The organism is Klebsiella sp. GFKo11, assembly GCF_056490265.1.
Genome location: NZ_CM151369.1, coordinates 2,504,492 through 2,526,501, shown reverse-complemented (window position 1 = coordinate 2,526,501; position 22,010 = coordinate 2,504,492). Strand labels below are relative to the sequence as shown.

20 protein-coding genes are annotated in these 22,010 nt (G+C 56.3%); 10 read left to right on the top strand and 10 right to left on the bottom strand.

The window, feature by feature from the left end:
- Positions 1 to 130 precede the first annotated feature (130 nt).
- Entirely contained in the window at positions 131 to 1,708 is a 1,578-nt protein-coding gene (gene pckA, locus AC07P6_RS12190) for a phosphoenolpyruvate carboxykinase (ATP) (RefSeq protein WP_478316983.1), read from the bottom strand.
- Between the two features lie 373 nt (positions 1,709 to 2,081).
- On the opposite strand from pckA, the gene AC07P6_RS12185 reads away from it, so the two are divergent.
- Complete coding sequence (locus AC07P6_RS12185) at positions 2,082 to 2,975, top strand: LysR substrate-binding domain-containing protein (protein ID WP_110274211.1); 894 nt, start codon at positions 2,082 to 2,084, stop codon at positions 2,973 to 2,975.
- Positions 2,976 to 3,034: 59 nt separating this feature from the next.
- Positions 3,035 to 3,712, top strand: coding sequence for an RluA family pseudouridine synthase (locus AC07P6_RS12180; RefSeq protein ID WP_434662957.1), 678 nt, complete (start codon positions 3,035 to 3,037; stop codon positions 3,710 to 3,712).
- Here the strand turns inward: AC07P6_RS12180 and AC07P6_RS12175 are convergent.
- Positions 3,709 to 4,485, bottom strand: coding sequence for an AraC family ligand binding domain-containing protein (locus tag AC07P6_RS12175; protein ID WP_182240816.1), 777 nt, complete (start codon positions 4,483 to 4,485; stop codon positions 3,709 to 3,711). The genes AC07P6_RS12180 and AC07P6_RS12175 overlap by 4 nt on opposite strands.
- Positions 4,486 to 4,663: 178 nt before the next feature.
- Between AC07P6_RS12175 and AC07P6_RS12170 the strand changes: the two genes are divergently transcribed.
- The 7 genes from AC07P6_RS12170 to AC07P6_RS12140 all read left to right on the top strand — a co-directional run bounded on the left by AC07P6_RS12170 (position 4,664) and on the right by AC07P6_RS12140 (position 10,599).
- A complete protein-coding gene (locus AC07P6_RS12170) occupies positions 4,664 to 5,404 on the top strand; it encodes an AzlC family ABC transporter permease (protein ID WP_182239492.1) in 741 nt (246 codons plus the stop codon).
- Position 5,405: 1 nt separating this feature from the next.
- Entirely contained in the window at positions 5,406 to 5,726 is a 321-nt protein-coding gene (locus tag AC07P6_RS12165; RefSeq protein WP_181485848.1) for an AzlD domain-containing protein, read from the top strand.
- A 153-nt stretch (positions 5,727 to 5,879) separates the two neighbouring features.
- Entirely contained in the window at positions 5,880 to 6,968 is a 1,089-nt protein-coding gene (locus AC07P6_RS12160; protein WP_478316444.1) for an ABC transporter ATP-binding protein, read from the top strand.
- A complete protein-coding gene (locus AC07P6_RS12155; RefSeq protein WP_478316442.1) occupies positions 6,961 to 7,590 on the top strand; it encodes an ABC transporter permease in 630 nt (209 codons plus the stop codon). The genes AC07P6_RS12160 and AC07P6_RS12155 overlap by 8 nt, the downstream gene beginning before the upstream one ends.
- On the top strand, positions 7,590 to 8,258 hold the full coding sequence (locus AC07P6_RS12150) for an ABC transporter permease (protein ID WP_304259837.1): 669 nt from the start codon (positions 7,590 to 7,592) through the stop codon (positions 8,256 to 8,258). The genes AC07P6_RS12155 and AC07P6_RS12150 overlap by 1 nt, the downstream gene beginning before the upstream one ends.
- A gap of 45 nt (positions 8,259 to 8,303) precedes the next feature.
- On the top strand, positions 8,304 to 9,200 hold the full coding sequence (locus AC07P6_RS12145; protein WP_434662945.1) for an ABC transporter substrate-binding protein: 897 nt from the start codon (positions 8,304 to 8,306) through the stop codon (positions 9,198 to 9,200).
- 46 nt (positions 9,201 to 9,246) lie between these two features.
- On the top strand, positions 9,247 to 10,599 hold the full coding sequence (locus AC07P6_RS12140) for an LLM class flavin-dependent oxidoreductase (protein WP_478316438.1): 1,353 nt from the start codon (positions 9,247 to 9,249) through the stop codon (positions 10,597 to 10,599).
- Positions 10,600 to 11,083: 484 nt separating this feature from the next.
- On the opposite strand, the gene AC07P6_RS12135 is transcribed toward AC07P6_RS12140, so the two are convergent.
- From AC07P6_RS12135 to AC07P6_RS12125, 3 genes are all read right to left on the bottom strand, one after another.
- Positions 11,084 to 11,884 (bottom strand): phosphate/phosphite/phosphonate ABC transporter substrate-binding protein, encoded by an 801-nt coding sequence (locus AC07P6_RS12135; RefSeq protein ID WP_478316436.1) that lies wholly within the window; start codon positions 11,882 to 11,884, stop codon positions 11,084 to 11,086.
- Positions 11,877 to 12,860: a fatty acid desaturase gene (locus AC07P6_RS12130; protein ID WP_478316434.1), complete on the bottom strand. Its 984-nt coding sequence runs from the start codon at positions 12,858 to 12,860 to the stop codon at positions 11,877 to 11,879. The genes AC07P6_RS12135 and AC07P6_RS12130 overlap by 8 nt, the downstream gene beginning before the upstream one ends.
- Positions 12,861 to 12,965: 105 nt before the next feature.
- On the bottom strand, positions 12,966 to 14,105 hold the full coding sequence (locus AC07P6_RS12125) for an MFS transporter (protein ID WP_478316432.1): 1,140 nt from the start codon (positions 14,103 to 14,105) through the stop codon (positions 12,966 to 12,968).
- Between the two features lie 93 nt (positions 14,106 to 14,198).
- Here AC07P6_RS12125 and AC07P6_RS12120 point away from each other — a divergent pair, with 93 nt between their 5' ends.
- Positions 14,199 to 14,966, top strand: a complete 768-nt coding sequence (locus tag AC07P6_RS12120) for an AraC family transcriptional regulator (protein WP_304259844.1) — start codon at positions 14,199 to 14,201, stop codon at positions 14,964 to 14,966.
- Here AC07P6_RS12120 and AC07P6_RS12115 read toward each other — a convergent pair.
- The 5 genes from AC07P6_RS12115 to AC07P6_RS12095 form a co-directional block, all read right to left on the bottom strand.
- The gene (locus AC07P6_RS12115; protein ID WP_182239510.1) at positions 14,951 to 15,703 is read right to left on the bottom strand and encodes a proteasome-type protease; all 753 of its coding nucleotides are present in this window, start codon (positions 15,701 to 15,703) and stop codon (positions 14,951 to 14,953) included. The two genes, AC07P6_RS12120 and AC07P6_RS12115, sit on opposite strands and share 16 nt — an antisense overlap.
- Before the next feature lie 17 nt (positions 15,704 to 15,720).
- Complete coding sequence (locus AC07P6_RS12110) at positions 15,721 to 16,536, bottom strand: transglutaminase family protein (protein ID WP_181485839.1); 816 nt, start codon at positions 16,534 to 16,536, stop codon at positions 15,721 to 15,723.
- Positions 16,533 to 17,462, bottom strand: coding sequence for an alpha-E domain-containing protein (locus tag AC07P6_RS12105; protein ID WP_182239514.1), 930 nt, complete (start codon positions 17,460 to 17,462; stop codon positions 16,533 to 16,535). Before AC07P6_RS12105 ends, AC07P6_RS12110 begins: the two co-directional genes overlap by 4 nt.
- On the bottom strand, positions 17,456 to 18,895 hold the full coding sequence (locus AC07P6_RS12100; protein ID WP_181485837.1) for a circularly permuted type 2 ATP-grasp protein: 1,440 nt from the start codon (positions 18,893 to 18,895) through the stop codon (positions 17,456 to 17,458). Before AC07P6_RS12100 ends, AC07P6_RS12105 begins: the two co-directional genes overlap by 7 nt.
- Positions 18,896 to 19,200: 305 nt before the next feature.
- Positions 19,201 to 21,981 (bottom strand): glycoside hydrolase family 3 protein, encoded by a 2,781-nt coding sequence (locus AC07P6_RS12095; protein WP_478316428.1) that lies wholly within the window; start codon positions 21,979 to 21,981, stop codon positions 19,201 to 19,203.
- Positions 21,982 to 22,010: the final 29 nt, after the last annotated feature.

Here is a 22,010-nt window from a genome sequence, read left to right as displayed (position 1 = left end):
CACATTGCTGTCAAAAAGCCACTCTGGGAATTGCCAGGTGACGGATTTGGTTTTCGTAGGCCGGTAAAGCACTAGCCGCCACCCGGCAGAAATACGAACACAATGTCTAATCAGCTTTTAGCTATCAGGATTAAGCCGTAACCGCTGATTTATCCAACGTTGGACCGGCTAAGGCTAAACGGGCTCCCGCCTCGGTATCGCTATACTGTTTAAAGTTATCCATAAACAGCTGCGCCAGGCTTTCCGCTTTCTCCTGCCACTTATCCGCAGATGACCAGCCGCTGCGCGGGTCGAGCAGTGCGCTCTCTACGCCAGGAACGCTTTCAGGAATCGACAAACCAAAGATCGGAACCGCCTCTTCACGCAGCTCACCGATGGTGCCGTTTAAAATGGCGTTGATGATATTACGCGTATCGCGCAGCGACAGGCGTTTGCCCTCCCCGTTCCAGCCAGTATTCACCAGCCAGGCTTCGGCCCCCGATTCCGCCATTTTTGCCGCCAGAACGCTGGCGTACTGCGTCGGGTGCAGCAGCAGGAACGCCGCGCCGTAGCAGGCTGAGAAGGTTGGCGTGGGCTGAGTAATGCCGCGCTCGGTACCGGCCAGCTTCGAGGTAAAGCCGGACAGGAAGTGATATTGCATCTGTTCGGTCGTTAAACGAGAAACCGGCGGCAGTACGCCAAAAGCATCGGCGGCAAGGAAAATCACCTTCGACGGATGGCCCGCACGGGATACCGGCTTAACGATATTTTCGATATGCGCTAAAGGATACGAGACCCGGGTGTTTTCAGTCTTACTGCCATCGGCGTAATCGACGCTGCCGTCAGCTCTGACCACCACGTTTTCCAGTAATGCATTGCGGCGAATCGCACGATAAATTTCCGGCTCAGCCTGCGGGTCAAGATTGATAGTCTTGGCGTAACAGCCGCCTTCAAAGTTGAATACGCCGTCGTCATCCCAGCCGTGCTCATCATCGCCGATGAGCTGGCGCAACGGGTCAGTGGAAAGCGTCGTTTTACCGGTACCAGAAAGGCCGAAGAACAGCGCGACGTCGCCCGCTTCCCCGCGGTTAGCCGAGCAGTGCATTGAGGCAATCCCCTGCTGAGGCAGCAGATAGTTCATTACCGAGAAGAGTCCTTTCTTCATCTCGCCGCCGTACCAGGTACCGCCGATCAGCTGAATGTTCTCGCTAAGATTAAAGGCGACAAAGTTCTCAGAGTTAAGCCCTTGTTCCTGCCATTTTTCGTTGGTGCATCCCGCACCGTTGAGCACCACGAAGTCCGGCGTAAATTCAGCCAGCTCTTCGGCGCTGGGAGCAATAAACATGTTTTTGACGAAATGCGCCTGCCACGCCACCTCGGTGACAAAGCGTACACCCAGGCGTGTCGCCGGACTGGCACCGCACCAGGCATCAACGACATACAGTTTTTTGCCGCTAAGCTGTCCGGCCACCAGCGCCTTCAGGTCAGCCCAGATTTCCGTTGTTAACGGTTTATTATCGTTACGACCGAGACCGGAGTCGGCCCACCAGACGGTATCGCGCGTTAGGGAATCTCTGACAATATATTTGTCGCGCGGGGAGCGTCCGGTAAAAATGCCGGTATCCACGGCAACCGCGCCGGACTCGGTCATGACGCCACGCGCCGCGCCGGTTAATTCCGCGCTGGTTTCATGCGCAATCAGCAGATCGTAATCGGGGTTGTAAAACAGCTCGCTGCTTTCCTAAATACCAAGCTCAAGAAGAGCGTCTTTTACTGATTCAATACGTGACATGGAACTCCTGACAAACTATTGGCTGGATAAGATGCATCGGTTATTTCAGCCTGTTTAATCTGGCGGATTATTTTTAGCAGATAAATCCTGGCAGAAAATAAATAAACAGGATGAGCAGACCGGAGCTACGATTTAAAATCGTGCTCGTGTAGGGTGTCGCCTGTACTTTTGAAAATGCCGCTTTTACCGCTAAGTAATAAGCTGAACTCCAGAAAATGTTAACACCTGTGACTGATTGTGTTAATTGCATAGTTTCTATGCGTTATGCTAAAATTGCATAGCTATAAATGCAGTGTTGAGGATCGGGTCTGTGCTGGCGAATCTTGAAGTAAAATGGCTTTACGATGTGATTGCTCTGGAAGAGTCCAGAAGCTTTACGCTCGCGGCCAAAAGTAGAAATATTTCACAGTCTTCCTTTAGCCGCCGCATCCAGGCACTCGAGGCCTCGCTGGGTTTCAGCATCTTTGACCGCGCGGCAAACCCGCTACAGTTGACCAACCGTGGAAAAATTTTCATCGGCTACGCGCGAAATATGCTCGACGATATGGATTTTCAAATCAGTCGAATAAAAGGGCTGAATAACACCACCCAGAAAATAAGAATTGACGCCGCGCCTTCGCTTTCCGTTTTATTACTCCCCGAAATTATTGCCGGTTATACCGACCGCAAGAATAAGACTTTCCATGTTGAATCGATTAACGTCAACGACGCGGTATTCAATCTTAAAGAGGGAAAAAGCGATTTTATTCTGTCGTTTTATAATGAAGAGCTGATGAACTATCCGTTTATCAATCACAAAATTTTCGACTCGGCGCTGCATCTCGTCTCACCTTGCGATAAACACGGTAGACCGCTTTTTAATTTACATCGCGGCGTGCTGCCGCTGATGAAATACGCCAACGATAGCTATATGGGTCGCCAGGTGAATCAGGTTATCGACCGCAAACCGGAGATTACCTTTTCGCTGACCTTTGTTTCATCGATGAGCGAACTGCTCAAACGCATGATCCTCAACGGCGACGGCGTGGGCTGGCTGCCGCAGTACTCTATCAAGCGCGAGCTTGAGGAAGGCCGGCTGGCGATAATGGATGAGAGCCTGTCGTTGCCGATCGGCGCTTATATCTACCGCTCCGGTGCGCGGCTCAATCAATCCGCCGAGCGTTTCTGGCAGCACATTAAGGCCAGCAATACCGTTAGCGCGTAATTCGCCTGGCGGCAGAAAATTCGCTATTATCCGCATCCACCCTCTACCCGTGCAGCCTGATGTCTACGATTATCGATACCTTTGTCGCTCCGCCGTGCCACGCCGAAATCGACATCCTCTATCAGGATGAGCATCTGCTGCTGATCGATAAACCCTCGGGGCTGCTCAGCCTGTCCGGGAAAAACCCGCTTAATCTCGACTCGGTGCATCATCGCCTGGTGCAACAATTTCCCGGCTGCACGCTGGTCCATCGCCTTGATTTCGGTACATCGGGTCTGATGGTGATTGCCCTCAATAAGGCTATCAATGCGGCCCTTTGCCAGCAGTTTAGCCAGCGCGCGGTAACCAAGGTGTACAGCGCGCTGCTGTGCGGTCATCTGGCCAATGACGATGGGATAATTGACGCGCCCATTGCCAAAGATCCGGCGCTGTTTCCCCTGATGACGATTTGCGCGCTCAGTGGTAAACCTGCCCGCTCACGCTATCGGGTTATTGAGCGCTTCTACTCTGAAAGTGAATTACCGCTGACCCGGGTACAGCTGACTCCGGAAACCGGGCGCACCCATCAACTGCGCATCCACTGCCAGCAGTTGGGTCACCCCATTTTAGGCTGCGATCTCTACGGCGGTCTGGGCAGCGAAGGGGCAACGCGCCTGATGCTGCACGCCAGCGAACTGCATTTTGCGCATCCCATCAGCGGTGAGAGGATCGACGCACGTCATCCCAGCCCTTTTTAAAGTGAGGCCGCCGCGAAGAGACCCGGCGTGGTGCCAAAGTGCATGCGGAAAGATTTAATCAGATGGCTTTGATCGTAGAACCCGACCTCTGTCGCCACCTGCGCCGCCTCAGCGCCTTTAGCCAGGAGTCCTTTTGCCCTGACAAGCCTTAGCTGGGTGAGATACTGGTGAACAGATAAACCGGTCTGCGCCTGAAAAGTACGCATAAAATAGAACTCGCTCAGCCCGGCTACCGCCGCAATATCCTTAACCGACAGCGGCTGCTGATAGGCGCAGTGCAGAAACTCTATTGCCCGGCGAATATCGGCCCTGATGACTGGCCGTCGACCTCCGCGAACGCTGCGCTCGGCATAACGCCCCACCAGCAGATTAAGCACCTGATACATCAGACACTCTTTTTCCAGCGGATCGTGACTGGCGCCCAGCACGGCGGAAGCCTGGAGCATGCTTCGCGCTATCATGGGGTCATGGCGCATCCCCTCTCCACCGAAATTCACCTCACCTTTGCCGCCGAGCAGCGTTTCCGCCACTTCGTTAATCAGGCCAGCAGAAGGATAAAAAGCACAGTAATCCCAGCCTTCATCACGCTGCACCGCTTCGCCGGTATGCACCTCACCGGGCATGATCACCATCACCGTGCCTGCCGCTGCCACGCCCCGCTCGCGGCAAATACGCGTGCGCTGGGCACCACGGGCAAAAGCGGCTATCACATATTCGTCATGAAAATGCGGCGGATAGCTATGCTCGTAGCAGGATGCACGCAGGATCTCCATTCCACCGTGTAATTCACTATCCCGCCAGAGCTTGATGTCGTCGCGAACCTCTTTTCCCACTTTGATACCCTTTAATCCCCGAAGCGGAATGTTTGCGTAAATGCGCAGGATTTTACTATAACGTTTCCAGCAATTTTTTAAGATTACCATTCAGCAACGCACTCTATGGGACTATTTGATGTTGATAAATAACAAGACCTCATCAAGAGATGAGGCTATGGCGGAATTTCGCGCCGGGGTCATCGCCTGTTTGCCCACTATTCCCGGCTACTGGAGCATTGGTTTCGCCGCCGGTGCTATCGGAACCTTATCCGGGTTTACCACGCTGCAAACGGCGCTACTGGCAGGCGCGCTGTACGCAGGCTCGGCGCAGTTTTTGTTTTATTCTCTGTGGGCAACCGGCGCGGAAATGGCCTCGGTGGTGCTCAGCGTGCTGCTGGTTAACCTGCGCTATCTGTTGATGAGTTCGGCCATGAGCGTGTTCTTTCGCCAATATAGTCCATTGCAAAAGATTGTTAGCGGGCTGCTGCTGACGGACGAAACTTTTGGCGTGGCGGTACAGCGCGGCAGCGTGCACAACGGTGTTCCTTACTCGTGGATGCTCGGGCTAAACCTTGCCGCCTGGCTGAACTGGATCCTCGCCTGTATCGTGGGCGCAGGGCTGGCCTCCGCGCTTCCGCCATCGCTGATGGAGGGGTTAAGTTTTAGCCTGGTATCGATGTTTATCGGGCTGGTTCTGGCGCTGTGGTTTGCCAGCCAGCGTAAGATGCTGGAAACCTTCAGCATTGCCGTGGCGGTGCTGATTACGCTGTTCACCGCCGGGCACACTGATATGAGCATCGTGGTCATCGTCGCGGCCTCAGTTGCGGCGACGCTGGCAACAACAGGATTACGTCTGTTCTGCAAGGAGGCTAAATAAGATGGAACGCAATATCATTCTGGCCATTCTTGCCTCAGCGCTGGTCACCGCACTGATGCGCACGGTACCGATTTTACTGCTTTCGCGATTTCGCCTGGCTCCGGCCCTGCAGCAATGGCTCAGTTTTATTCCTTCCGCCATTATGGCGGCCATTATTGCCGCGGAGCTGTTGGGTAAACCGGCATTGACCAGCTCGGGGATCAGTATTTCTCTACTGGCCGCTCTTGCCGCCACCATTGCCGGCGTTGTGACGCGCAGTCTGTTCGCCACGGTGATTGTCGGCATGATCGCATTTTCCGCCCTTAACTATTTCCTGATATAACTCTTACGATAAAGGCCGTACACGAGTGCGGCCTTTAATTCAAATCACGGCATTGCAAATGCAAATATCATATTTGCTCGTTAATCGCCGCCTCTGTAGCTTGTGCTCTATTCATGTTTTCCATGAAAAGAACATTCAGGGCGCGACGGCGATATGATTAAACTCGACAATATTCACAAGACCTACCCCGGAAGCGCGCATGCGGCCATTCGCGGCCTTAAGCTGGTGATTAATAATGGCGAACTGTGCACTTTCGTTGGCCCCAGCGGCTGCGGAAAAACAACTATCCTGCGGATGATTAATCAGCTGGATATTCCGGACTCCGGCGATGTCTATGTTCAGGGAGTTAAAATTGCCGCCGCCGATATTATTCAGGTAGGGCGCAAAATTGGCTTTGTGATGCAAAGCGCCGCGCTATTCCCGCATCGTACGGTGGCGCAAAATATCGCCACGGTTCCTCGCCTTCTCGGCTGGAGCAAAAAGCACATTCAGGCGCGAATCGACGAATTAGTCGATTTAATGTCACTCGACCGCAATGTGCTGTCCCGCTACCCGCATCAGCTCTCCGGCGGCCAGCAGGGTCGTGTAGCGATAGCCAGAGCGCTGGCCGCTGACCCGCCAATTTTGCTGATGGACGAACCTTTTGCCGCCATCGACCCGGTAGTGCGCGAGCGTCTTCAGGATGAGCTACTGCTGCTGCAACAGCGCTTGCATAAAACCATCGTGCTGGTGACCCACGACATTAATGAAGCCATCCGCCTCGGCGATAAAATCGCTATCTTCCAGGAGGGCGGCGTGCTGGCGCAGTTCGATACGCCGGACCATATTTTGTCGCACCCAGCCAGCGACTTTGTGCGCCGTTTTATCGGCCCAGAGCCTAATCTGCAACGGCTGGGGAGGATTCAGGTCAGACAGCTCCCGCGCCATGACGTACCGCTCATTGATGAAAATCTTTCCCCCATCGCCAGTCAGCATCCGCCGGTCGCCAGCCCGCTGCGCCTGATGCTGGATAGAAAACGGCGGCCGCTGAACTGGTTCGATCCCATTAAACACCGCACGCTGCCGCTCGATGCGCCGCTGGCGGCAATCAACACGCTACGCTTTGCCTACAGCGCGCTGCTGGATGCGCCCGGCGGCGTCGTGGTTCATGTTGATGCCGACGGGGCGTATCAGGGCAGTATCTCCCACGCCCTGTTGCAGAATGTGCTGGAAGGCCACGTGGATCTTCACCGCTATGATTGATTGGTCGTGGGTCTTCGACAATAAAAACATGATTGCCGATCTGCTGTGGCAGCACGTGCAGTTGGTCGCCATTTCGCTGTTTTTCGGTACCGTATTGACTGGCGTATTGATTAGCCTGACGCTGCGCTGGCCCCTGGTCGCCCAACCGCTGATCTACCTTTGCGGAATACTGTTTACCATCCCATCGCTGGCGTTGTTTATTTTATTGCTGCCGTTTACCGGGCTGTCGCTGACGACGTCTGTCATCGGGCTGACGCTCTACTCGCTGCTCATCCTGCTGCGTAACGTCATCGCCGGAATTGAGAAACTCCCCGCAGCCGTGCTGGAATCGGCGCGCGCGCTGGGTTATACCCGCTGGTTTCGGTTTGTGGATGTTGAGTTGCATCTGCTGGCACCATCGCTATTCGCCGGGTTACGCATCGCATCGGTGACGCTGGTCGGGCTGGTGACGGTTACCGCTTTAATTGGTCAGGGCGGCCTCGGGCAGCTCCTGCTCGCCGGGTTTAACCAGGATTTTGTGACTCCGATTGTGGTCAGCCTGGCACTCAGCCTTATGCTGTCCCTGCTGTTTGATTCGCTTATTGCCCACGTCGGCTATTGGCTTACACCCTGGACTCGTTAATGGATATTATACTGGCAACCTTGCACTGGTTTTTACAACCGCAGCACTGGACCGGCGATGCGGGAATATTACTCCGCCTGCGCGAACATCTTTATTATGTACTGATCAGCATGATTATTGCTTCTGCCATTGCGTTACCGTTAGGCATTATTCTTGGATACTGGCGAAAAGGCGCATTTTTAATTATTAACCTGTTTAACATTGGCCGCGCCATTCCATCTTTAGGCTTAATTCTCTTATGCATTATTATCTTTGGCTTTAATGATATTCCGGTCTTTGCCGCTCTGGTGGCGATGTCGATTCCACCGATCCTGACTAACGCCTGGGTGGGAATTTATCATGCCGACCGCCAGCTGTGCGATGCGGCAAAAGCGCTGGGCATGACGCCGTTTCAAAGCCTGTGGCAGCTGCGAATACCGCTCGCCGCGCCGCTGATACTCGCAGGAATGCGGACCGCGCTGGTGCAACTGATCGCCACTGCCGTCGTCGCCGCCTACGCAGGACTTGGAGGCCTCGGACGCTTTCTGATTGACGGGCTCGGACAGCGCGACATTCCCCAGGTCATTGCCGGATCTCTGGTGGTATCGCTGCTGGCTATCGGCTGCGAACTGCTTTTTTCATTAATGACCCGGCGCGTCACCCACGCCCCAATCGCGCAAATAAATTAATTCTTTTCCCCACAACAATAAACCACCTGCAGGTAAAGAGGCATTATGAAGCAGCTATTTGGCATTCCCGCACGTCGTCACTTCCGTCTTTCGGTTTTCGCCGCAGGATTATTAAGCTTAAGTTTTAGCTCTCTGGCTCAGAGCATCACAATTGGCGGCGCGAATTTTACCGAAAGTTCAATTCTCGCCAATATTTACGCCAGCGCCCTAAAGAAAAATGATATTGAAGTAAAAACCCGTCTTAACCTTGGCAATCGCGAGATTATTATTCCGGCTTTGCAGAGCGGCGAAATTGATATCGTTCCGGAATATCTCGGCGCCCTGCTGAACTATTACGACGGCAAAACGCTGGCCACCAGCCAGAGCGACGTTAGCGCGGAGTTAGCCAAAGCGCTGCCTGCTGATTTTACGCTACTGGATCCCTCTCCGGCGTCGTCCATTACCGCCTGGGCCGTGCGGGCAGAAACGGCGAAAAAATATCATCTCAGCAAGCTTTCCGACCTTCAGCCTATCGCGCCGCAACTGGTCATCGGCGGACCACCGGAATTCCCGGTGCGCGCCCTTGGCCTGCCGGGCCTGAAGCGCGTCTATGGGCTTGAGTTTAAAGCAGTGAAATCTCTGGATATGGGCGGTCCGCTGACCCGTCTGGCGCTGAACTCCGGCAAAATCGACGTCGCCACGGTAGTTTCAACCCAGGGTAACCTCGCCAAAGAAGATTGGGTGGTGCTGGAGGATGATAAACATGAACAGCCGAGCCAGAACGTGGTGCCGCTGGTACGCAAAGCCAGCCTGACGCCCAAAATCAGCGAAGTGCTTAACAAGGTCTCCGACAAGCTCAACAACGCCGCGCTGATCGAGCTTAACCAGCAGGTCGATTTACAGCATAAAGACCCGGCGGCGGTAGCCGAACAGTGGGTCAAAACGAACCTCAATGGCAACTGATTGCCGCCGAGCCAGGGAAGGCATTACCTCCAACTGAGCCGAGAAAATGCCAAATAATCATATGATCCTGAACCTTTTCTTCTTCAATCCGCAGGGTGACTACCGCTTTTCCTGGCGTCACCCGCTGGCGCCGGAGAAAGAAATCTTCAGCCTCAAGTACTATGCCGGCCTAGCCCGCAAAGCCGAGGCCGCCACCCTCGATGCTATTTTTGTCGCCGACCATATCTCCATCTGGGATACCGTGCCCAGCGGTTTAACCCACTACGCCAACGCCCGGCTCGAACCTATTACTCTGCTTTCCGCCCTCGCGGCGGTGACGGAACATATTGGTTTGATGGCAACGGCCTCCACCTCTTATAACGAGCCCTATAATCTCGCTCGCTATTTTGCCTCTCTCGACTTTCTCAGCAACGGACGAGCCAGCTGGAATATTGTCACCTCGTGGCTGGAGGAGGAAGCGGCCAATTTCGGTCTTGACCAGCTCCCGCAACACGGCAATCGCTACCAGCGCGCGGGGGAATTTATTGATGTTGTCACACGATTATGGGATTCGTGGGAGGACGGCGCGGTGCTCTACGACAAAGCCAGTGGGCTGTTTGCCGATTCGCGCAAGGTGCATCATCTCGACTTTAAGGGCGAGTTCTTCCGCGTTCGTGGACCGCTAAACGTGCCGCGTCCGCCGCAGGGACATCCGGTGCTGGTGCAGGCCGGGTCATCAGAGGCAGGTAAAAATCTCGCTGCCGCCTGGTCCGATATGCATTTTGTGTTTATCAAATCTATTGAAGAGGGGTTGGCCTACCGCGAAGAGATGAACCAGCGGTTGCGCAGCCACGGGCGCGATCCGGCGCATTTCAAAATCATCGCCGGGGTTTTACCAGTGGTGGTCAATTCAAATGCGGAAAAAGAGGAGCGCCAGCGGCTTAACGAGCAGTTGATGAGCGACCAGATGGCCATCGACCTGCTCTCTTCCTATCTGCGCATGGATTTATCCGCTTATCCCGTTGACCAACCGCTGCCGCCGCTGCCAGATGAGGCGTCGTTTGATGGGATCCGCACCGCGCTCAAGCTTATTCGCGATTACGATCCGCAGTTGACAGTCCTGGAGTTAGGCAAGCAGCTGTTACAAAGTTCCGATAGCTGGCTGCTGATCGGCAGCGCCGAGGAGGTCGCCAGCGCATTGACGGAAACCTGGCGCGCTGGCGCGGCTGACGGTTTCAACCTGATGTTCCCGCTGCTGCCGGGAGATTTTGACCGCTTTATTGAGCAGGTAGTGCCTATTCTGCAACGCAGCGGCGCGATGCGGGAATGCTACCCGTCCGGAACCCTGCGCGAAAAGCTTGGTCTGCCAGTCGTCGAAAACAGTTTCGCCCGCCGGGATGGCAAACCGCAGGAGTCATAGCGCAGCTATTCCCCGGTAGCGGCTAGCGCCTTACCGGGGCTACGGGTTCCCCGACCTCTGCGGGCTGGTAGCCCGGACAGGCGCGTCAAGCGCCGCCTCCGGGGAATGTGCTGTGTCTGAAACCTCAGCGCGGTTTCTTCCCGCTGGCGCTGCGCTGACCGGGCTACGGTTTCACCGACCTCTGCGGGACGGTAGCCCGGACAGGTGTGTCAAGCGCCGCCTCCGGGGAATATGCTGTGTCTGAAACTTCGGTGCGGTTTCTTCCCGGTAGCGCTGCGTTGACCAAGCTACGGGTTCACAGCCCTCTGCAAGACGGTAGCCCAGACTAGGCGCGTCAAGCGCCGCCTCCGGGAAATGAGCCAAACCTGATACATCATGCGCTGCTTCGTCCCGGTGGCGCTGCGCTGACCGGGCTACGGGTTCCGCGCCGTCTGCAGGACGGTAGCCCGGACAGGCGCGTCAAGCGCCGCCTCCGGGAAAGCGCTTATAGCCGCGCGAGGCCCCGCGCCGCAACGTCTTCGCGCCACGCCAGCAGCGGCAGGTAGCTCTCACGCCGTATATCGCTATAGCCGCTGATAAACAGCGCTTCGCAAAGCGACCGATAGTGTTCATCGCTAACCAACTGCTGCAGCGCCTCTCTGAGCACACCCAACGTCGCCGCCGGGGTCTTTGCCGAAGTAATCAGCGGCAATCCCGGCGCCAACGGGCTATGCGCAATAACCGCCAGCCCCGCCAGCGCATCGGGCTGATGACGCTGTAACAGCGCCCAGGTCACGCAATCAATGGCGGCGATATCCGCCGTTCTCTGTTGAAGCTCGCGCAGCGATTGCCGGTGGCTGCCGCTGAACACCACCGTTGAAAAGAAACGCCCATCGCGCGATAGCGGCGTGACCATTTTTAACAGCACGTTATAACCGGACTGCGAATCCGGCGAATTACACGCCACCCGACGCCCGCGAAAATCAGCCAGCGTCTGCCGGCTCTGCGCTTCCCGCACCACCAGCAGACTACGGTAATTTCGCCCTTCGCAGCCCGGCGCCGAATAGTGAAAACAGCCCACCGTTTGTACATCCGCTAGCCGCGTCACCAGCGGATAGCCGCAGGTCTGACTCAGCAGCAGCTCCGGGTTTCGCCAATGCCCCAACAGATCTTCGGGAACCGAATATGACAGCATATCTTCAGCCGCCACGCCGCGCGCCGCCAGCAGTTCCCGGACCGCCCACCATAGCGCCAGGGTATCCTGCTCATTTACCGCATACATCGGAAACGCCAGCCGTTCACTCATGATGTTCATCCCCCTTACTCTGCTGGTTAAAACCGGGATGGGCATTCACCTCCACCGATTTCGCCAAAAAACGCCGCAGCCATTCACCGTATCCACGTACCACAAACCCACCGTTACGCTGCTGGTAATCCGCCTGATGATGCAGATAGATATTTCGCAGCCCGTACCACGGCACGCCCGGTAAATCGTGATGCACTGAATGGTAATTGAGATTCAAAAACAGCACTCGCCAGACCAGCCCGGCTTCATTAATCACCGAACGGGCCAACGGATCATCCGCTGCACGATGTTCAAGGAAGGAGCGAACTTTGGTCAACGCCAGCGCCGGATAGCTGACAGCCAGCACAAAATAGAGCGGCGAAAACCCCTGCTGCGCCATCCACGAAAACAGTGCCACCAGCAGCAGGCCGTGAACCAGCCACATCGCCATTGTTTTAAGCTGTCGGCGACGAAACGCCGCGAGCGCGCTCGCGAGGGTTTGGGCAATATCCAGCAGCGGCGCCACCAGCAACCTGCCAATAAACGTATTACGCAGATGAATAAGCTTGCGCTGCCAGGGGGCAAAACGTTGCCAGCTCTGCGGGGTAAAATAGTAGGATTCCGGGTCATCAACGGGCTGAGTCAGCAGATGGTTATGATGATGCGCCAGATGCGAGTCGCGATACAGGCCATAGGGATACCAGACCGCCAGCGGCAGCATCCCCAGAAGCTGATTAAACCACGGGCGCGAGGTGGGATGACCGTGGATAAGCTCATGCTGCAAGGACATGTACCAGGCGGTAAACCAGATAAGCAGCAACGTGGCAGGAAAAAGCCCCAGCGCCCGCCACCAGATCAGCGAGGAAAACCAGCCGCCGTAAATCGCAAAAATCAGTAGCCAGGTCGGCAGTTCACTTCGCCACAGCCAGCTACGGGAAAGATGATGAATCCGCTCTCGCTGCTGCGGGTGCAAATAGACCGACCTGTTTTTTGCCATTCCTGCCACTACCTTTTCGCGTTATCGTTTTGCTCCCCCGAAGATGTGAGATAACGCGTTAAATAACAAAGAATTTAAATCACTTAGCTTTGCCAGAAATCGGCCTTACTCCTTGTGGAGAGGAGTGATATATCGCCATCCCGCAATAATGCTCAGTCCGGCACAAGTCAGTAACGCTGCCCCCAGCGATTGCCCCCATCCGGCAGCCAGCAGACCGGCGCCAATCAGCACATAATAAAACAGGCCGAAAAAGGCGCCAGCGGTGCCCCGGCAGTCGCCGTAGGCGCTCAGCGCCGACCCCAGCACCAGCGGGATCGCCATCGCATAAGCGAGAGTGACCAACGATACCGGCAGAACAAACCATATTGATTCCCGCAGTGCGTACACCGCGATGCCGCCGACCAGATGAAAAAAGCACGCAATCGTCAGTATCCGCCCCAGCGAAACATTCAGGCGCAGCAGCCGGCGGTTAAGCAGCGCGCCGAGCAGCGAACCGGCAGCCAGCGCCATCCCGCTATAGCCAAACGTCAGAGCATCCAGCCCCGGACTGGCAAAAATAAAGGGAGCCAGGCTGTAATAGCTAAACAGGCTGACGTTAAATGCCGCGATCAGTATTGCCGCCAGCGCAATTTTTTTATCAACAACCATCCGTCGCAGCACGGCAAGAAACGCCCCTCCCCCGACATTTTTTGGCCGCGTTTCCGGCATCAACCACAGGCTACACAGCAAAAGCGCTGCAGCCAGAAGCGCCAGAGCGCTAAACACGCCGCGCATGCCCCAGATGGCAGTGAGCCCGCCGCCGATATACACCCCGATAGCCGGACTCACCGCCAGCGCCAGGCCGATAAACGAAAAAATACCCGCCAGCTGTCGCCCGCTAAAACAGTCCCGCAGAACCGTCTGCGTCACCACTGAACCGGTCGCCGCGCCGAAGGCTGTGACTATCCGCGCCATTAACAACAGCGAAAAATCCGCCACCCACAGGGCCATCAGACACCCCATCGCGTAAACGCCTAACCCGGCCAGTAACGCCGGACGCCGACCGTAGCGATCGCTAAATCCGCCCCAGAACAGAACGCCTGCGGCAAAACCGATAAAGTAGACGGAAAGCGTTTGCGCCGCCTGCGGCGCACTAACGGAAAAATGGGTGCTGATATCGGTCAGCGCCGGGCTATAAATCGTTTCCGCAATTTGCGGGAACATCAGCAGTGCGGTGACCAGCACCATCGCAGAATGCCCCAACATATCCACCTCCTGATAATAAGAGGCGCTATTGTAGGTAAGCGATTTATCGAACATTATAAACATAATGACTTTAAATATCGGAAATCGGACATTATGGCCTGGCTTGACGCGAAGGCGGCATTCAATCCGGATGCATTAACAAACAGCCTGATTGGCGTGCAATCAGCATTAGGGGATCACGATTCTGGTACTCACCAGCATGGAATGGCGCAGATTCTATTTACCCGTCAGGGATGCGTGCGATTGACGCTCAACGATGGCGCTCTGCTGTGTCTGCTTCCGCCAGGGCGGGCGGCGTGGATCCCGGCGGGGATTCCCCATCGCGCGGAGATGAAAAACATTGTCGACTACCGTTCTGTCTGGTTTCAGCCGCAGCGCTACCCCGCACTGCCGCCCCAGTCGGCGATATTGAACGTTGTGCCGCTGCTGCGCGAGCTATTAGAACGCATCAGCGCCAGCCCCTGGGATACCGACTGGGAAGCCGAGCCGGCACGGTATCTTGCCGCCTTGTGTCAGGCCGAAATTAACGCGGCAGCCCGGGAACCGATGATGCTCGCGCTACCGCAGGATAAACGGCTGGCGATGCTTTCAGGCATCGCATTACCGCCAACGCTTAGGGATTTGGCTGCCCGCTGCGGTGCCAGCGAAAAAACCATTAGTCGGCTGTTTCGCCGCGATACCGGCATAACCTACCAGCAATGGCGTCAACAGTGGCGATTAATGAAAGCCGTCGAGATGCTGGCAACCGGAAAGCGCATTACCGATACAGCCCAGGCGCTTGACTTCGCCAGCGATAGCGCCTTTATCTACTTTTTTCGCACCATGACCGGCATGACGCCGGGACGCTACTTTTCCACCTGACCCTGGCCGCCTGGCGTGAACGGCGGCAGCGTCAAAAAAGTGCTTTGCAACCCTTCGGACCACGCTTTACGAATGCTGTTGAAGTAAGGATCGCTTTCGGTAATGCGATGTTGCCCGGCGCTGCTCAGGCTACCGCTGCGATAAAGCAGCGTATCCAGCGGCAGGCCCACCGACAGATTGCTGCGCAGCGTTGAATCAATGGAAATCAGCGCACAACACATCGCCTGCTCCAGCGGCGTCTCCACCGTCAGCACTCGATCAATAATCGGTTTGCCGTATTTACTCTCGCCAATCTGGAAATAAGGCGTATCGCGGGTGGCTTCGATAAAGTTACCTTCCGGATAGATGTGAAACAGGCGGTGCGTTTCCCCGGCAATCTGCCCGCCAAGCAGTAGATTGCAGTTGAAGTTGGTGTTACCACAGTTTTGTTGATTGCTGCTGTCGCGCTGAATCACCTCCTGCAGGGTTTTGCCGATCAACATCGCTGCATCGTAAAGCGAAGTCACCTGCATCAGATTCGGCTCCTGCTGGGTGCGAATGCGCCCGCTGAGCAGGCTGATCACGCTCTGGGTTGTGGCCAGGTTACCTGCAGATTGCAGCACCATGACCCGTTCGCCGTCCTGATGGAAAACGTGCAGTTTTTTAAAGGTTGCAATATGGTCCACTCCCGCATTGGTGCGGGAGTCTGAGGCAAATACCAGTCCATCTGACAAGCACATGGCCACACAGTAGGTCATCGTTTTCGTTCCTGCCGTTATTGCTGCTGCGCCTGTTGCGAATGTTCGCGCACTTCAGCGTTGGTTAACATAATTTCGCCACCGCCGCCGAGACGGGTGCCGCGTACCGGGCAGGCATCAAGGTAGTCCAGCCCGGTCGCCAGCCGCAGATGCTGGTTCAGCCTGCGGGTATTATTGGTGATATCAAACGACAGCCAGCGCCCGTTTAGCCATACTTCAGCCCACGCGTGCATGGCGACATGCTGGGCGTTATCGCTGTAAACATAGCCACTGACGTAGCGCGCCGGGATCTCCAGCGCCCTGCAGCAGGCGAGGAACACGTGAGTATGATCCTGGCAAACGCCTTTCGCCCGCGCAAACGCATCGGCGGCGGAATCCTGCACCTGCGTCGCTCCCGGCGAGTATGGCATCCTAATCAGCAGTTCCGCCATTAACCGGTTCAGGCTCTCTTCCTGGGCGCCAGCCTGATACCAGCGCTGAGCAAATTCGCGAATCGGACCATCGGCGCGGGTCAGCGGCGTACTGCGTAAAAAGACCAGCGGTGACAGCAACTCCTGTTCATCGACGCCGATATCCTCACCGTCTTCAGCGATGTCAACGACCCCGCTGGCGCGGATAGTCATCTCGCTATGCGGATTATCCAGCGTCAAGACGTGCAGGACGTTGCCCCACGCATCGGTGGTGGTGACCGCCGCCCCCTCCGGCAGAGTCAGCGTCCAGGAAGCAATTTTCTGCCGCCCGGTGCTGCGCGGGGTCAGGCGTAAGTACTGGGTAGAAAACTTCACTTCTTCATCGTAGCCGTAGCGGGTCAGGTGATCGATAACCAGTTTCATAACGCCTCCAGATAAGTTTGTCTGATACTGTCTGAAAGCGCGTTAATTCGCGCCAGCAGTTCATTGAGAGTGACCTGTAAATCCGCCTGAACCAGATCGTCGCGAGTACTAAAGCGTAAATCGACGTTGAGCTGATGCGCCAGGCGCAGCGGTAGGTGTGACCGATCGTTGGCGATCTGTTCCAGTTGCCCGACCAGATCGGAAATACTGGCGCGCAGCGAACGGGGTACATCGTTACGTAGAATCAACAATTCCATCACCGTTTCGCGACTCACCGGCTGGCGATAAATGCTGTTATACGCCTCGCGGGCGCTGACCGCGTTGAGCAGCGTATCCAGGCGGTAATACTCGCGGACCGGGTCCGGATCGTTGGTTAACTGCTGATCCTTAATCAACAACAGTTGCGCGGTGGAGGACGCCCGCTCGATCAGCGTACCGATGCCGATGAAGCTGAGCGCATCATTGCGCAGCAGCGTGCCAAGTATCGCACCGCGAAACAGATGCACCCGCTCTTTCACCCATTCGAAAAAAGCGTCGTTGCCCAGCTCGCTGATTCCCCGCTGGCGCAGTTTGCGCAGCTCAATTCGCGTGGCGTTGATGCTCTCCCACACTTCCGCCGACAGGCTACCGCGCACCGCGTGGGCGTTGTTCCACGCCATCTCGACGCAGCTAAAAATGCTGTACGGGTTGTTGCCATCGAGGGCGAAAAAATTGAGCAGGTTGCTCATGGTGAAACGCGCGTGGCGCGCCTGAAACAGCTCATGGGTCAGCGACAAATTTAGCGGTAAGGCTAAATCCCGCGACTGCTGGCTGTGGCGCGGGATCATCGACAGCTTCCAGGTGACATCCAGCACCCGGGCATAGCTTTCTGCGCGCTCAAGGTAGCGCGCCATCCAGAAGAGTTCACTCGCTGTGCGGCTTAACATGATTCATCATCCTCCATCACCCAGGTATCCTTGGTGCCGCCGCCCTGGGACGAGTTCACCACCAACGAGCCTTCGGTTAGCGCCACCCGCGTGAGCCCGCCGGGCACCAGGCGGATCTCTTGCCCCGAAAGCACATAGGGCCGCAAATCGATATGGCGCGGCGCCAGACCCTCGTCGATAAAGGTCGGGCAAGTCGACAGCGCCAGAGTGTCCTGAGCGATATAATTCGCCGGGTTCGCCAGCAGGCGCTGGCGAAACGCCTCGCGCTCCTCTTTGGTTGAGCGCGGGCCAACCAGCATGCCGTAGCCGCCTGCGCCGTGAACCTCTTTAACCACCATCAGCTCAAGGTTGCTCAGCACGTAGCTGAGGTCTTCTGCTTTACGGCATTGCCAGGTAGGAATGTTGCTCAGGATCGGCTGCTCGCCCAGATAGAAGCGAATCATCTCCGGCACGTAGGGATAGATCGATTTATCGTCGGCGACGCCGGTACCGATAGCATTCGCCAGCACCACGCCTCCGGCGCGATACACCGACAGAAGCCCAGGTACGCCTAGCATGGAGTCGGCGCGGAAGGCCAGCGGGTCAAGATAGTCATCATCAATACGGCGGTAAATCACATCGACGCGTCGCGGCCCCTCGGTGGTGCGCATATACACCGCCCCGGTTTTAATAAACAGATCGGCGCTCTCTACCAGCTCAACCCCCATCTGCTGGGCCAGAAAGCTGTGCTCAAAATAGGCGCTATTAAACCGCCCCGGCGTCATCACCACCACGCACGGGTCGTCCACCGGCGAGCTTTCGCGCAGTGTTTGCAATAAATAACTGGGATAGCGCTCCACTGGCGCAATATGGTGCTGTTCGAACATTTCGGGATACAACCGCATCATCATTTTGCGGTTTTCGAGCATATACGAGACGCCGGAAGGCGTGCGCAGATTGTCCTCCAGCACGTAATACTGGCCGTCGTTATTACGCACCATATCCACCCCGGTGATATGGGCGTAGGTATTGTTGGGTAAATTGATCCCCTGCATGCAGGGCTGATACTGTTCGTTCGCCAGCACCTGCTGTGCCGGAATCAGCCCCGCGCGGAGGATATTTTGCTCGTGGTAGATATCGTAAAGGAAAGCGTTGAGCGCTTTTACCCGCTGGCGAATGCCGCGATCAAGTCGCTGCCACTCTCCAGCAGGAATAATGCGCGGCACGCTATCAAAGGGGATCAGGCGCTCGGTCCCTTCATCTTCGCCATAGACGTTAAAGGTGATGCCGATACGGTGAAAGAGCAGTTCCGCCTGCTCTTTTTTCTGCCGGATAGAGAATTGATCGGTGCTGCGAAACCATTGCCACCAGGCGTTATAGTGCTGACGCTGCTCTCCCTGCGCGGTAAGCATCTCATCATAATAATGCCCGTCAGGAAGCGTTATTTTTATCATGGCCGTCTCCTCCGGTTGTACTCACTTTGGGGTAATCCCGGGAAGAGATAAGCATTAATTATGCCAGGTAACGTCATGCCGCTACGTCGCGCAACGCCATCACATCACATCGCTTGATCGCACATAAAATAATCAGATAGTTTGCTTATTTCTCGCTTACTCCGGCAGCAAGCGCACCAATATGGGGCAAGATAATTCAGGCGATGCGACCAGCTTCGCTGATATCGCAGAAAAATGTAGGCCGGGCAAGGCGCTAGCCGCCGCCCGGCAGAAATGCGAGCACACTATCTCAACGTCAACAATGGTTAATCGCTAACGTGTCTCAGCTCCAGCCAGTCCACCACCAGACCCGGTTTGATAAAATCAAAGCCGACGCGATATTTTCCCGGTTGCAGCTCAAGCCGACACAGCTTCTGTACGATTTCTCGCCCGAGGGTGCCGTTGGTCTGGATCGTCGCCACAAACTGGTCATTAAGCAGCAGATTGCAGGCGGTTTGCGCCAGCGCCGCGCCGTTAGCGTACACGCTCACCAGTACGTCATAAATCGCCGTCTGTTCAACGCTCAACACCAGATCTTCGTCATAGCGCAGCCGCGACTGCTCGGCAATTTTAATTGCCCCCTGACAGGTTCCAGCGCGCCCGGGTTCTGCCACCAGGCGAATGATATCCGCACGCGGTTTATCCCCGCGTTTAAAGACCTGGGTCTGCATGATAAAGTCGAGAATATTGATCGCACAGCGCTGAAGCTCGCCCAGGGTTAATTGGCCTTTTGCCAGCGCCTCCAGAGTATTATCCCCGCCCGCATTAACCTCCGCGCCGTTATTATTCACCACCATATAAAGATCGTTCTGCGCGCGGATCATCGCCGCAGTGTTGTGGGTGCTTGCCGCGCCGCCGCTGACCGGATCGTTCATCGTTGCCCACCAGTCGGTCATCACAATCCCGCGAAAGCCCCACTCCTCGCGCAGCACGGTGGTGGTCAGATCGTAATTAGAGGCAGCGTGATGGCCATTGACCGGGTTATAGGCGGTCATCACCGCGCTAGCGCCGCCGGATTTCACCGCGTACTCAAAGCCTTTGAGGTAGATTTCACGCAGCGCGCGCTCCGACACCACCGAGTCCGCTTTGGCTCTGGCGAACTCCTGGTTATTGCAGGCAAAGTGCTTAAGCGTCGCAATTCCGCCGCCGCTGCGAATGCCGCGAACCACCGCCGCCGCCATCATCCCGGTCAGCAATGGATCTTCGGAGAAATATTCAAAATTGCGGCCGTTGAGCGGGTGGCGCTGGATATTCATCCCCGGCCCCAGCAGCAGGTCGATGCCGTTACGCAACAGCTCTTTGCCCTCCATGACATATAGCCGTTCAACGAGAATCGGGTCCCAACTGGAAGCCAGCAGCGTGCCGCTGGGGAGCAGGGTCGCCTTCGCGCCATTATCCATGCGAATACCTGAAGGGCCGTCGGCGGTCGATGCCAGCGGAATGCCTTTTTCCAACAGGCTGTCGGCTACCCCGCCGAAGGCCGATGCGACGCCGGGGGTCACTTTATGGCTGCACATCCCTTCCCCGCGCACCAGGCAGGCCAGCTCTTCAACCGACAGCTGGGCAATAAACGCGTTCATCGTAGCGCGTCCTTCGGCGACGTCGCTAAGAGTCAGTCCCTGATTACCGGTGAGCGTGATGGTCTGTGGAAGACGCTCTTCGATGCGCGCACGCAGATTAATCTCCTGACGCGGAACATCCTCCCACTCAATCTGATAGCTGCCATCATCGCCATCGGCAACCGGCTTAATGCGTACAAACGGCACCGTCGGCGCCAGTACCTGCTGATGGCGAGAGAGGACCCGCAGCGTCTTCTGCGTGTACCCGGCTTCGCCGTCAACCGTCAGCAATTGCAAATCGCGAACGCTATTGCCCATCAGCAGGCGGTAAAGCCCCGGCTCCATCACATAGCAATGGGAATGTCCGGTGGCTCCGCTGTCGTCCAGCGAGGCAAAGCGCTCCAGTGGGATACGCAGGGTTAAGGTTTCGCTTTCTCCCGGCTGTAACAGACGCGTTTTGGCGAAAGCCACCAGCACGCGCGCAGGTTTCCCCAGCACGCCCTGCGGTGCCTGAAGATAAATCTGTACCACCTCTTTCCCCGAGAAAGCGTCGCCACTATTGGTGACCGTCACCGACGCCTGAATATGGTCGCCGAAAGCTTCTGCCCGCGCTGATTGCAGGGTAAAACGGGTATAAGAGAGGCCGAAACCAAAAGGGAATTGCAGGCGTTGTGGGCAAAAGGTTTCAAAATAGCGATAGCCGACGTAAATATCTTCCTGATAGAGATTTTGCGCTTGTGCTCCCCAGCAGGGTGATGCCGGATGGTCATCCAGCGACATAACGATGCTGCCGACCAGCTTGCCGGAAGGCGTCACATCGCCATACAGTAGCGAGGCTGCCGCCTGCGCGCCATCGGAGCCGCCGTGCCAGACGTACAGTAACGCGCGTATGTGCTTACGCAACAGGGGATCGTCGGCCCACGACAAATCAATCAGTCCGGCGGTATTCAGCACCACGACGACTTCATCAAACTCACGGCACACCTGGTGCAGCAGGCGCATCTCATCAGCGGTTAACCGATAGCCCCCTTCGACATCAGCATTGTCCTGATCTTCACCTGCGGTACGCCCCAGCACAATCACCGCCTGCGTTGAAACGGCTCGCGCCTGACGAATCTGTTCATCGCTCAGCGGCATTTCCTGCTGAAACCAGGGCTCAGCCGCCCATGCGCCGCCGCCGTTATCAAACGGGTGATTATTGACCCACTGCTCGTAAAGCGCGGCCAGTGACTCATTGAGCGTTCCACTGCTTCGCGCCCGTAAAGCCTGTAATAAGGTGGTATGACTCACCACGTTGACCGCCCCGCCCGAACCGGTACCGCTGCGATAGTAGTTAATCTGCGTGCGGCCAAACACTGACACGGGCTGCTGAGCGCTAAGCGGCAACATGCCGCGATCGTTTCTCAGCAACACCGCGCCTTCGGCGGCGGCGGCGGTAGCAAATTCAGCAAACCCTTCCAGCGGGGTTCCCGCTTTACTGTCAAACATGGTGTCGTCCTGTTAACTCGCGCCTCCGT